Below are 14,172 nucleotides of genomic sequence, written 5' to 3'. Positions count from 1 at the left end.
AGCTCGCTCCTACAGGGGGCTGCGATCTTTTACTCAAGGTTTCGCTGAATTTCTCTGGGCTAAAAACGTTAGCAGTTCATCTGTAACGAACGGCGCATTCTCCAGATTGGAGATATGCCCCGCCTCCGGCACCAGCACGTACGGGCAACCGATCAACTCGGCCATTTCCCGGGTTTCTGCCGGTGGCCGTGGTTGATCCTGGTCCCCGCACATCAGCAGCGTGGCGTCAGCGTCCAGCTCCCCCAGGCGCGACAGCAGATCACCCCGGCCAAACGTAATACGCCCCATTGGCACGATGCTTTGCCGCAGACGATCCGATGGCAGCGCCGCCAACGACTCACGGAAATCCTGAAAAAGCGCCGAGTCCCGGTCGATATCGGGATGGAAGAAGATCGGCACAATGACATCCAGCAGCTGTGGCGTTATCACGCCGCCCTCTTCGATCTGTTTCAACAATGAAAAATAATATTCACGGGTCGGGTCCGGCTCGGCGCCGAGCCAGGTGTCCATCAGCACCAGGCCATTGATTCGCCCGGGCGCAGATAAAGCCAGGCGCGCGCCCCACATGCCACCGACCGAAAGCCCCACCAACGTGACGCATTCGATGTCCAGATGATCGAGCAAGACCAATCCCTGACGAGCGATGTCATCCAGTGAAGTGGTGGTTTGCGGTATTGGCCCGGACTGGCCATGGCCCCACAGGTCCGGGGCAATGACCCGGTAGTGTGGCGACAGGGCGGCAATCTGCGGCGCCCACATGGCCTGGTCCCAGAGATAGCTGCCGGCCAGCAGCACTGCCGGGCCTGTGCCTTGATCGATGTAGTGGAGCGGTTGTCCATCTATGGTTACGAAGGGCATTGACTGTTTCCTTGGTGAAATGGGATTCACTAAAGGTGCAGCCTGAGCTGGATGGAAACGGCGGTCAACGCGCAAATATGCGCAAAATGTGCCGGCCCATCGCGAGCAAGCCCGCTCCCACATTTGGACCGCGTACTCCTGGAACATACGGTCCAATGTGGGAGCGAGCTTGCTCGCGATGGGGCCGGCACAGACGCTATTGAATCAAAGCCCCTCCAGCTCCGCCATCAGATCATTCAACCGATCCACCTTCTCCCCGGTGATGTCACTCGCCGCCAACCCTTCGATATGCTCGGCCAATTCCTCCACCGTACTGCACTCAAACATCGCGCGCAGCGGCACATCGCGTTGCAACGTTTTCTGCACCCGCGAAGCAATCTGCGTCGCCAGCAGCGAATGCCCGCCCAGCTCGAAGAAATTGTCGCGAATGCCAACCTTCCCGACCTTCAGCACTTCGGCCCAGATATCCGCCAACGTCTGCTCCAGCGTATTACGCGGCGCCCGATAGTCCTGGCTGTGCAACTGCCCGATCTCCAGCGCCGGCAGGGCCTTGCGGTCGAGTTTGCCGTTGGCGTTGAGCGGCATCCGCTCGAGCCACAGCCAGTGCAGCGGCACCATGTATTCCGGCAGCTCGGCGCGCAAGCGTTGCTTGATGCGCTCCAGGCGTTCGCTCGGATCCTGCGCCGAGTCAGCCGCAACCAGGTAGCCCACCAGATGCTTACCGTTCACCCCCTCCTGCACGCCGACCGCCGCTTCACGGACCTGCGGTTGCTCATGCAAACGGGCTTCGATTTCACCCAGCTCGATGCGGTAACCGCGAATCTTCACCTGATGGTCGATCCGCCCGACGTACTCCAGCACGCCGTCGCTACGACGACGGGCCAGGTCACCGGTGCGATACAGGCGATCGCCCGGCGCACCAAACGGGTTCGGCACGAACACCTGCGCGGTGCGCAACGGGTCGCTGACGTACCCGCGTCCCACCCCGGTGCCAGCAACGCACAGCTCGCCCACCGCGCCCAAAGGCACCAATTCCAGCGCGCCATCTAGCAGGTACAAACGGTTGTTGTCGGTCGGCGTACCGATCGGCAAATAGCTGCCGCGCGTCGACGCCAGGTCCACACGGAAGAAGGCCACGTCATCCGAGCACTCCGCCGGGCCATAGGCATTCACCAGCCCGATATCCGGGTAGCGCAGCAACCATTGATGCGCCAGTTCCGGCGGCATCGCTTCGCCCGTCGGCAGCATCCAGCGCAGACCGTCCAGGCTCATGCGTTCCTGGGCGAGCATGCCCTGGATCAGCGACGGCACGCTTTCCAGCACGGTGATGCCCTGGCTCTGAACATGGGCCAGCAAACCTTGCGGGTCGTGGGCGATGGTGTTCGGCACGATGTCCACCCGAGCGCCGAACAACGGCGCGGCAAGGAACTGCCAGACCGAAATATCGAAGCTTTGCGAAGCGGTCTGGGCGATGACATCGGCATCGCTCAGGTTCAGGTACGGCACCTTGCTCAGCTGGTTATTCAGCATGCCGCGCTGCTCGACCATCACCCCTTTTGGCAAGCCGGTGGAGCCCGAGGTGTAGATCACGTAGGCGAGATTGTCCGGGCCGCTGTAGATGCCAGGATTCACCACCGAAACATCGCTCGCTTGCACCGTTTCCCAGACCAGCAACGTCGGCCTGTTGGCGCAACCGAACTCATCCAGCAATGCCAGCGCTTGCTCACGGCAGGCTTCGGTGCAAACCAGCAACGGCGTGCGGCTCAGGTCGATGATCCGGCTCAAACGCTGACTCGGCAGGCCCGGGTCCAGCGGCAGGTAACCGGCGCCTGCCTTGAAGCTGCCGATGATCATGCCCAACAGATCGAGGTTGCGCTCAGCCAGTAATGCCACCGGCTGATCGAGCCCGACACCGGCGGCCACCAGCGCATGGCCGAGGCGGTTGCTGCGTTGATTCAGTTCGAGGTAACTGTGCTGCCGATCCAGGCAGGTGGCAGCAATACGTTGCGGATGCCGGGTCACCTGCGCTTCGAACAACTCGACATAACTATGCTCCAGCGGGTAATCGTGCTCGCTCTGGTTGCAGCCATGGAGCAGGAAGTCCTGTTCCCCGCCCCCCAACAGCGGCAGATCGGCCATGTCGCCATGGAAACCTTCGACCAGTGCCAGCAGCAAACGCTTGAACTCGCCAAGCATGCGCTCGATGGTCGACTCGTCGAAATAACGCTGGTCGTAAGACAGGTGCAGCCCGAGGTCATCGCCCGGGTAGCACACCGCCGTCAGCGGGAAGTTGGTGTGGGTTCGGCCCGAATCCGAGGTCGCATTGAGACTCTGCGCACGGTCCAGCACCGAGACTTCCACCGGGGCGTTCTCGAACACGAACAGGCTGTCGAACAACGGCTGGCCCTTGGGCAGTTCGCTGTTTTCCTGAATGTTCACCAGTGGCAGGTACTCGTACTCGCGCAGCTGCATGTTGCTGTCGAGCAAGCCGCTCAGCCACTGGCGCACGCTGCAGCGCTGGTCGTCTTCCGGCATCTTCACCCGCAGCGCGATGCTGTTGATGAACAGCCCGACCGTGCGCTGCATCTCGGGCATGTCCACCGGACGCCCGGCCACGGTGACGCCGAACAATACGTCGCGATCACCGCTCAAGCGCCGCAATACCAGGGCCCACGCCGCCTGGGCGAAGGTGTTGATGGTCAGCTGATGGGCCTGGGCGAGTTCGCGCAGTCGGGCGCCGTCACGGGCATCGAGGCGGGTGTAGCGGTCGCCGACAAGCATGCCGCCGCTCTCACCGGCGTGTTCGCGCAGGAACGGCCGGTCGCTGGGTATCGGCGTGGTGCGTTCGAAGCCTCGCAGGTTGTGCTTCCACCACTGCCGCGCCTCGGCCAGGCTCTGGCGTTGCAGCCAGCCGATGTAGTCGCGATATCGCGGCGGCACGGCCAACTGCGCGTCCCGGCCTTCGCCAAGTGCGCTGTAGATGTCGAAGAAGTCGTTCATCAGCAGCGAGCGGCACCAGGCATCGATCAGGATGTGGTGGTTGCTCATCATGAACCAGTAGCGCGCCGCGCCGACCCGGATGAGACGCAAATGGAAGGGTGCCTGGTTGAGCAGATCGAAACCGGCCTCGCGCTCGCTTTTGAGCAGCGCCTGCAACGTCGGCTCCTGTTCGGCCTCGGCGATAGCGCTCCAGTCCAGGTACTCGATCGGCGTGCTGCCCGGCTTGTGGATCACTTGCAGCATGTCTTCGCCGACGTTCCAGCAGAACGACGCACGCAGGGCTTCGTGACGGGCGATGACCGCCTGCCAGGCCTGGGCGAAACGCTGTGGGTCGAGCTCGCTGTTGATGCGGTAACGGTCCTGCATGTAGTAGAGGCCGGTACCCGGCTCCAGCAGAGTGTGCAGCAGCATGCCTTCCTGCATCGGCGTCAGCGGGTACACGTCTTCAATGACCGCGGCCGGGACCGGCAGCGCATCGAGTTGCAGCTGGGTCAGCCTGGCCAGCGGGAAGTCCGAAGGCGTCAGGCCGCCCGCGCCGTCCTGCAGGCAATGCTCGATCAGGCTCTGCAATTCGCCGAGGTAAGCGTCCGCCAGATCGGTGATGGTTTGCCGGTCATGACGTTCGGCGCTGAAGGTCCAGCGCAGCACCAGCTCACCGCCGTACACCTGACTGTCGACGCTCAGCTCGTTAGGCAGCGGCGCTTTCGGATCGTGTGCGGCGCCGACCGGCTCTTCCAGCGGACGGAACAACGCATCGTTGCCGAAGCTCTGGTCGAACTGGCCGAGGTAGTTGAAAGTGATCGGCGCCACCGGCAGTGCAGCCATGGATTGGCGGCACAGATCATCGGCCAGGTAGCGCAACACGCCGTATCCCAGACCCTTGTGTGGCACCGCACGCAGTTGTTCCTTGATCGCCTTGATCGAGGCGCCCTGCTCTTCCAATGGCATCAGCCGCAATGGATACGCACTGGTGAACCAGCCGACGGTGCGGGTCAGGTCGATCTCGTCGAACAGGGTTTCGCGGCCGTGGCCTTCGAGTTGAACAAGCGTCGATTGTTGCCCGCTCCAGCGGCACAACACCCGTGCCAAGGCTGTCAGCAACAGGTCGTTGACCTGGGTGCGATAGGCACTCGGCGCCTGTTGCAGCAATTGCCGGGTGCGCTCGCTGTCGAGGCGCACGCTGACGGTCTGTGCATGGCGATTCTGCCGACCGCCCTCGGGGCGTTCGCACGGCAAATCAGCGGTCGGACCTGCCAGTTGCGATTGCCACCAGCCCAGTTCTTCGCGCAGGGATTCGCTGCCGGCATAAGCCTGCAAGCGTGCGGACCAGTCCTTGAAGGCACTGGTTTTCGCCGGCAATTTGACCGACGGGTGCGCGGACAGTTGGCGATACGCGCTTTGCAGATCATCCAGCAGCACCCGCCAGGAAACCCCGTCCACCACCAGGTGATGAATGACGATGAACAGCCGTTGCCGGTCCCCGGGCGTGTCGACCAGCAGTGCGCGTACCAGCGGCCCCTGTTCGAGGTTGAAGCTGCGCTGGGCATCGGCGAACAGCGCGCTGCATTTATCCAGGGAGGATACCCGCACCTGCCAGAGCACCGGCGTTTCGCAGACCGCCTGGTGTTCGGCGACCCATTGCCCCGCAACTTCAGTGAAACGCAGGCGCAAGGCGTCGTGCTGTTCGATCACGGCCAACAGCGCCGCCTCAAGGCGATGGGGTTCCAGGGCCACGGTCGGCTCCAGCAGCAACGCCTGGTTCCAGTGCTGGCGCTGCGGGATTTCAGTGTCGAAGAACCAGTGCTGGATCGGCGTCAACCGCGACTCGCCGGTGATCAGGCCTTGTTCGGCGTGGAGCTGCTCGACACGGGTCGCCACCGCCGCCAGGGTCTGCACGGTCTGGTGCTGGAACAAGTCCCGCGGGCTGAAGTGGATACCCTGCTGACGCGCCCGGCTGACCACCTGGATCGACAGGATCGAGTCGCCACCCAGTTCGAAGAAATTGTCGTTGAGCCCCACTTGCGCGACGTTCAGCACTTCGCACCAGATGTCGGCCAGGGACAGTTCGAGCGCGTTGCCCGGTGCCACGTATTGCTGGCGGTTCAGTTCCGGATCCGGCGCCGGCAGTGCGCGGCGGTCGAGCTTGCCGTTGGCGGTGAGCGGCCAGTGAGCCAGCAGGATCAGGTGCGTGGGCACCATGTAATCCGGCAGTTGCGATTTGAGGTGAACCTTGAGGGATTCGCGCAGTTCGGCTTGTTGCGTTTCGTCCTGTTCGGCGAGCTCGGTGACCACGTAGCTGGCCAGTTGCTTGCCACTGGGTGCATCGAGCGCCAACACCGCCGCTTCACGGACCGATGCGTGTTCAAGCAGTCGGCTTTCGATTTCGCCCAGTTCGATGCGGAAGCCGCGAATTTTCACTTGATGGTCAATGCGCCCCAGGTACTCCACCAGACCATCGGCGCGCTGACGCACCAAGTCGCCGGTGCGGTACAGACGCCCCCCATTGGCGGCGAACGGATCGGCGACAAAACGCTCAGCGGTCATGCCCGGACGCTGGTGATAACCCTGCGCCAGGCCGGCGCCGCCGACATACAGCTCCCCTGTCGCGCCTTGCGGCACCAATGCCAGGTCGGCATCGAGGATATAGGCGACACGGGCGCCGATCACACTGCCGATCGGCACGCTGCCCAGGCCTTCTTCCAACTGTTCCGGCGCCAGGCTGGCCAGCGGCATGACCACGGTTTCGGTGGGGCCGTAGGCGTTGAAGAACAGGCTCGGCTTGAACGCTGCGCGGATTCGATGCAGGTGTTCGCCGGTCAGGGCTTCGCCACCGGTGATGCACATGCGCACCGGGAGCGTCTCGTTCCGGGTCGCCAGCCATCGCGCCAACTGGCTGCCATAGCTCGGGGTGAAGCCGAGGATGTTGATGTGGTGACGGCGGATCAGAGCGCAGATTTCTTCCGCGTCCCATTGGCCCTGGGCACGCAGGACAACCTGGGCGCCGCTCAACAGAGGCACGAGCAATCGTTCGGTGGCCGCGTCGAAGTTGATCGAATAGAAGTGCAGTTCGCAATCGTCCGGGCGCATGCCGAAGCGCTCGATCACGGCGCGGCAGTGCATGGCGATTTCGCCGTGGGACACCACCACGCCTTTGGGTTTGCCGGTGGAGCCGGAGGTGTAGATCAGGTAAGCCTGATGTTGCGGCAGGCTGATCAATGGCAGCTCGCTGGCCGGGTAGTTGACCAGCCCGGCGGAGTCTTCTTCCAGGCACCAGCGGGCGACGCTGGCCGGCAACTCGCCAAGCGCCTCGAACATCGCCGCATCGCTGAGCAGCAAACCGATGCCGCTGTCTTCGATCATGTAGTGCAGACGATCCAGCGGGTACTCCGGGTCCAGCGGCACGTAGGCGCCGCCCGCCTTGAGGATCGCCAGCAGGCCGATGACCATCTCCAGCGAACGTTCAACGGCCAGGCCCACCCGGACCTGCGGCCCCACCCCACGATCGCGGAGCATCCAGGCCAGGCGATTGGCGCGGCTGTCGAGTTCGGCGTAGCTCAGGGTTTCGCCGGCAAAGGTCAATGCCGGTGCATCCTTGCGCACCAGCGCCTGCTCGCTGAACAGGTGGTGGATGCACTGATCCAGGCGATGCTCGCCCGGCTCGATGCCGAGGCTGTCGAGCAGGTGTTGCTGTTCGCTCGCGTCCAGCAACGGCAGCTCACTGAGGCGCCGTTGCGGATCGGCCAGCAGCGCTTCGAGCACATTGCGCCAATGCCCGGCCATGCGCGCGATGCGTGGTTCGTCGAACAGGTCGGTGCTGTAGGTCAGGCAGCAACCCAGGCGGTGATCGAGGTCGGTGACTTCCAGGTTGAGGTCGAACTTGGTCGCCCGGGCATCGTTGGCCAGGTAGTCGACGGTCATGCCGGCCAGGGTACGGCTCTGCTGGAATTCCCAGCGCTGCACGTTGCACATCACCTGGAACAACGGGTTGTACGCAGCGCTGCGCGGCGGCTGCAAGGCCTCGACCAGATGGTCGAAGGGCAGGTCCTGATGGGACTGGCCTTCGATCACCGTGTGGCGAACCTGCTCGAACAACTCGCCGACGGACATCTGGCCGTCGAGCTGGCAACGCAGCACCTGGGTGTTGAGGAACGCACCGATCAGCCCTTCGCTTTCCGGACGGATCCGGTTGGCGACAGGGGCGCCGATGCGCAGGTCGGTCTGGCCGCTGTAGCGGTACAGCAGCACGGCCAGCGCGGCAGTCATGGTCATGAACAGCGTCAGACCGTGGTCTGCGTTGAAGGCGCGAACCCGGGCGGCCAGCTTATCGCTGAGGTCGAAGCGAAACAGTTCGCCCTGGTGGCTTTGCACCGGCGGCCGCGGACGGTCAGCGGGCAATTCCAGCAGCGGATGTTCCCGGCCCAGCTGTGCGGTCCAATAGTCGAGCTGGCGCTGGCGTTCGCCGGACTCCAGCCACTGGCGCTGCCACACGCTGTAATCCAGGTACTGCACCGGCAGTGGTGCCAGCGGCGATTGGCGGTCCTCGACAAAGGCTTCGTACAGCGCGCTCAGCTCCCGGGCAAAGATGTCCATCGCCCAGCCTTCGGTGACGATGTGGTGCAGGGTCAGCACCAGGTAGTGTTCCTGCTCGGCAGTCTTGACCAGGCAGGCGCGCAGCAGCGGTCCGGTTTCCAGATCGAATGGCGTATGGGCTTCGCTATCGGCGAGTTGCTGTACACGTTGCTCACGGCTGTCGGCATCCAGCATGGAGAAATCCTTGCAGTCCAAGCGCAAGCCGGTTTCTGCATGAACCTGTTGCCGGGCCACACCGTTAACGCTCGGGAAGGTCGTGCGCAGGGTTTCGTGGCGGATGATCAACGCCTGCAACGCCGCTTCGAAGCACCCGACGTCGAGCACCCCGCGCAGCCGCGCCATGCCACCGACGTTGTAGGCCGGGCTGTCCGGTTCCATCTGCCAGAGGAACCACATGCGCTGTTGGGAATAGGACAACGGCACCGGTTGGCTTCGGTCGACCGTCTCGATCGGTGGCTGTTTGTTGGTGTTGCCGCTGGCCTGAATCAATTGCACCTGTTCGGCAAACGCCCCCAGTTCGCTGTTCTCGAACAGCGCCCGCAGCGGCAACTCGACGTCGCAGGCCTGGCGGGTACGGGAAATGATTTGCGTGGCCAGCAGCGAGTGGCCGCCGAGGGCGAAGAAATCGTCGCGCAGACCGATCCGCGCAAGGCCCAGGACCTCGCGCCAGATGCCGGCGATTTGCTTTTCCAGCACGGTGACCGGCTCAACGTGTTCGCCAACCTGCCACTGGGGTTCCGGCAAGGCGCGACGGTCGAGTTTGCCACTTGGGCCCAGGGGCATTGCGTCCAGACGCATCAGCTGCGCCGGGACCATGTATTCAGGTAACTCGGCGGCCAGCGCGATTTTCAGGCGCGCGGTTTGAGCATCGATGTCTTCAGCAGAATCGGTGGTGGTGTAGTAACCGATCAACTGTCCGCCGGCCGCCGTTTCGCGCACCAGCACCACGGCTTGTGCGACGCCCGCCTGGGTCAGCAGCCGTGCTTCGATTTCTTCCGGCTCAACACGGAAGCCGCGCAGTTTGACCTGCTGATCGAGGCGACCGAGGTAGTCGATCACGCCATCGGCCGTCCAGCGTGCACGGTCGCCGGTGCGGTACAGCCGCGCACCCGGCTCGCCCAGCGGATCGACGACGAAGCGTTCGGCGGTCAGGCCTGGACGGCCCAGATAGCCTCGGGCCAGGCCGAGCCCGCTGATGCACAATTCACCCGGCACTCCGACCGGAACCGAATTGAAATCACCGTCCAGCACGCGGCACACCACGTTGCCCAGCGGACGCCCGATCGGCGAACGCTCGCCATCGGCGGCTGTGCACTGCCAGTGAGTGACGTTGATCGCTGTTTCCGTCGGGCCATAGCGGTTGTGCAATTGCACCGCCGGCAATTGTTCCAGTACCCGGTTGCGCAACCCGGCAGGCAAGGCTTCACCGCCGCAGAACACACGCCGCAGGCTGGTACATTCGACGGTCAGCGGTTCGTCGATGAACAATCCCAGCAACGGTGGCACGAAGTGCAGCGTGGTCACGCCGTAGCTTTGAACGAGTTGTGCGATGCGGTGCGGATCGCGGTGTTCGCCGGGACCGGCAAGCAGCAACCGACTGCCGGTGATCAAGGGCCAGAAGCACTCCCACACCGACACATCGAAACTGATCGGCGCCTTTTGCATCAGCACGTCGGAGTCGTTCAGGCGATAGGTGTCCTGCATCCATTGCAGGCGTTCGGCGAGGGCCGCGTGGGTGTTGCCGACGCCCTTGGGCTGACCGGTGGAACCGGAGGTGTAAATCACGTAGGCAAGGTTGTCGCCGTGCAGGTGCAGGCCGGGCGCATGGCTCGGCCAGCCATCCAGATGCAAGGCGTCCATGGCGATTACGCTGACGCCGTCGGTGGCGGGCAAGCGGTTGAGCAATTGGGTCTGGGTCAGCAGCAATTCGACGCCGCTGTCGTTGAGCATGTAGGCCAGGCGTTCGGCCGGGTAATCCGGGTCCAGCGGCACGTAGGCGCCACCGGCCTTGATGATCGCCAGCAGGCCTGTCAGCAGTTGCGGCGAACGCTCGGCGGCAATCGCCACACACACATCAGGGCCGACGCCTTTGTCGCGCAGGTAATGGGCCAGGCGGTTGGCCTGGGCGTGCAGTTCGGCGAAGTCGAGTTGGCCGCCGTCCCACATCAACGCGATGCGCTCGGGCGTCAGGCGCGCCTGTTCGTGGAGCAGCTGCGGCAACCATTGGCTGGCCGGTGTGCACGGTGCGGCGCTCCAGCTTGCTTGCTCATCGAGCTCGCTCGGACTCAGCAATGGCAGATCGGCGATCGGGGTGTGCGGCTGTGCGCAAACCGCTCGCAGCAGGTTGCAGAAATGCTCGGACAGACGCTCGATGGTCGCGGCGTCGAACAGTTCGCTGGCGTAGTCGAAAGACAGGCTCAGGCGACCCTTTTGATCTTCCTCACTGTGCAGCTGCAGATCGAACTTGGCTTCGCGGCTGTGCCACGGCAGCTCTTCGGCGAGTAGCCCGGGCAGGCGTTTCAATGCGCTGAGGTCCCGTTGCTGGTGGTTGAACATGACCTGGAACAGGCCTTGTTCGCGAGCCTGCGGGAAGGCTTCGAGCAGTTGTTCGAACGGCAGGTCCTGATGCGCTTGTGCACCCAACGCGGCCTCACGGACCAGCGCCAGCAGTTCAACGAATGGCTGTCGCGGATCCACCTCGGCGCGCAGCACCTGGGTGTTGATGAAGAAGCCGATCAGGCCCTGGGTTTCCAGGCGCGGACGGTTGGCGTTAGGCACACCGATGCGGATATCGCGCTGGCCGCTGTAGCGGTGCAGCAGGCTCTGGAAGGCGGTGAGCAACAGCATGAAGGTCGTCGATTCATGGGCCTGGGCGGTCTGGCGAATGGCATCGCTCAACATTGCGCCAAGCTTTATGGAGAGACGGGCAGCACTGTGATTGCGTAGCGCCGAGCGAGGACGGTCGGTGGCCAGGCTCAGTGTCGGATGCTCATCGCCCAACTGTGTTTTCCAGTAAGCCAGTTGCCGCTCGCCCTCCCCTTGCGCCAGCCATTGGCGTTGCCAGCTGCCGTAGTCGGCATAGTGCGTGGGCAATGCCGCAAGCGTGGCTGGTTGACCCTGGGAAGCGGCAGCGTACAGGCGCGAGAACTCGTCCATCAGCACGTTCAGCGACCAGCCATCGGCGATGATGTGGTGCAGCGTCACCAGCAACTGGTGATCCTCATCATCGAGACGCACCAGGGTCACCCGTAGCAGCGGACCTTTCTCCAGGTCGAATTGCGTGCGCGCCTGGTCCTCACGAATTTGCAAGGCGCGGGCTTCGCGCTCGACGGCGGGCAGGTCGCTGATGTCGATCGATTGCAGGGTGAATTCGGCGCCGGAATCGACCTGTTGCAGTGCCACGCCGTCACGTTCGAAGAAGCGGGTGCGCAAGGATTCGTGACGCTCGATCAGTTGCTGGAAACTGGCACGCAAGGCGTCTTCATCCAGTTCGCCACGCAGGCGCAATGCACCGGGAATGTTATAGGCGCTGCTTTGAGGGTCCAGTTGCCAGGTAATCCACAGACGGTTTTGCGCCAGGGATTGGGGGATGGCTTCGGTGCGTGACAGCGGGGTGATCGACCCTTGGACCAAGCCTCCCTCTGTTTGCTGTTGAGCCACTGCTGCGGCAAACCCGCCAAGGGTCGGCGCTTCGAACAACAGGCGCAGGTTCAGCGCCAGGCCGAGGTTTTCGCGCAGACGCGCGACCACCTGAGTGGCGGCAATCGAGTTGCCGCCCAGCAGGAAGAAATGATCGTCGGCGTTGATCTGTTTGAGCTGCAGTTGCTCGCACCAGATCTGGCCGATCAGGGTTTGCAGCCCGGAGCCCGATTCGGCTTGCCCCTGGCACTCGCCGGCCGCCGAGGGAAACTGTGCATAACTGTCGAGGCCGCCGTCCGCCAACCGATCGCGACACGCCGAGCGTTGCAGTTTGCCGCTGGACGTCTTGGGCAGCGCACCCGGATTTAGCAGCACTACCACGCCCGGCGCCTCCTGATACGCCTCGGCCACTGCTTGGCGAATGGCCTTGATCAACGCGTCGGGCGCGAGGATTTTTTGCACGCTGCGGCTGATTTCCGCCGCAATGCCGATGCCTTCCTGCCCGTCGACGTTCACGGCGAAAGCGGCGACGCGCCCCTTGCGCACCACGTCCACTTCGCGCTCGATGGTCTGTTCGATGTCTTGCGGATAGAGGTTGTGCCCGCGCACGATCAGCAGGTCCTTCAGGCGCCCGGTAATGAACAGTTCGCCGTCGCGCATGAATCCCAGGTCGCCGGTGCGCAGCCAGGTTTGGCCGGCGTGCTCGACGAAGGTCTTGGCGGACGCTTCGGGATTGCGCCAGTAGCCATGGGCGATGCTCGGACCGCAGGCCCAGACTTCGCCGACGCTGTTGTCCCCCAATTCATTGAGCGCCGAGGGATCGACGATCAGTATCGCGTGATCCGGTTGGCCGATGCCGCAGCTCATGATCGCGCTGCCCTCCCCCGGCTCGACACGGTTCTGCGCCAGGGCCTGATCGTCCACCCGCAGGTTGTCGATACCCTGGCCGCGAGGGCTGCCGGCGACGAACAGCGTGGCTTCGGCCAGGCCATAGGACGCCATGAAACTGTCTGGAGTGAAACCGCAAACGTCGAACTTCTCGGCAAAGCGTTCCAGCGTGTCAAAGCGAATCGGTTCGGAGCCGGAATACGCTACGCGCCAACCGCTCAAATCGAGACGTGCCAGGGCCGATTCGCTGACCCGTTCGCTGCACAATCGATAGGCGAAATCCGGCCCGCCGCTGATGGTGCCGCCGTACTCGCTGATCGCTTCCAGCCAGCGCAACGGCCGGCCGAGGAAGTAGGCCGGCGACATCAGGATGCACGGCACGCCGCTGAAAATCGGCTGCAACAGACCGCCGATCAGGCCCATGTCGTGGTACAGCGGCAACCAGCTGACGATCACGTCGTCGGGGTTCAGATCGATGCCGAAGCCGTGGCGAATCAGCAATTCGTTCGCCACCAGGTTGCCGTGGCTGACCTGCACGCCCTTGGGCAAGGCAGTGGAACCGGAGGTGTATTGCAAGAAGGCGATGTGGTCGTGCTGCAGGTCCGGCGCGACCCAACGCTCGGCCAGCGCGCTGTCGAGGGTATCGACGCATAACAATGGCGGCGCGCCGTCGATGTGCGACAACGAATCTTCCAGGCCGGCGCTGGTCAGCAGCAGACGCGGTTCGGCATCGCTGATGATCGACAGCAGGCGTTCCTGGTGATGACGACGGGTCGACTCCGGTGGATAAGCTGGCACCGCGATGACACCTGCATACAGACAACCAAAGAACGCCGCGACGTAATCCGGCCCACTGGGGAACAGCAGCACCGCGCGATCGCCAAAGCCGGCCTCGACCTGCAATGCGCCGGCAATGATGCGTGCCCGTTGGTCCAGTTCGCGATAGCTGAGCACCACAGCCTGATCCTCGGTTTCGGCGAGAAAACGCAAGGCCACCCGGTCCGGCGTCAGGGCCGCGCGGCGCTGGAGGGCTTGGACCAGGGTGCTGGGGAGTTCGAACGCGTCGGTCATGGGGTTTCCTGCCTGAATTCGGCTGTGGGAGCGAGCTTGCTCGCGAAAAAGAACGCCGCGGGGTGTCAGGTGCCCATCGTTATCGTTAACGACCTTCACGAGCGAGCTCGCTCCTACAGGGTTATG

Annotated in this window: 2 protein-coding genes; both read right to left on the bottom strand. The window is 63.6% G+C overall.

The window, feature by feature from the left end; translation table 11 throughout:
• Nucleotides 1-33: 33 nt before the first annotated feature.
• Complete coding sequence (locus tag J2W17_RS08665; RefSeq protein WP_307332281.1) at nt 34-858, bottom strand: alpha/beta fold hydrolase; 825 nt, start codon at nt 856-858, stop codon at nt 34-36.
• Between the two features lie 204 nt (nt 859-1,062).
• The gene (locus tag J2W17_RS08660; protein WP_307332278.1) at nt 1,063-14,046 is read right to left on the bottom strand and encodes a non-ribosomal peptide synthetase; all 12,984 of its coding nucleotides are present in this window, start codon (nt 14,044-14,046) and stop codon (nt 1,063-1,065) included.
• Nucleotides 14,047-14,172: the final 126 nt, after the last annotated feature.

It is taken from the genome of Pseudomonas lini, assembly GCF_030812475.1.
Classification (GTDB): Bacteria; Pseudomonadota; Gammaproteobacteria; order Pseudomonadales; family Pseudomonadaceae; genus Aquipseudomonas; species Aquipseudomonas lini_A.
Note: the sequence above shows the minus strand (reverse complement) of the source record. Positions and strands in the feature narration are given on the sequence as shown.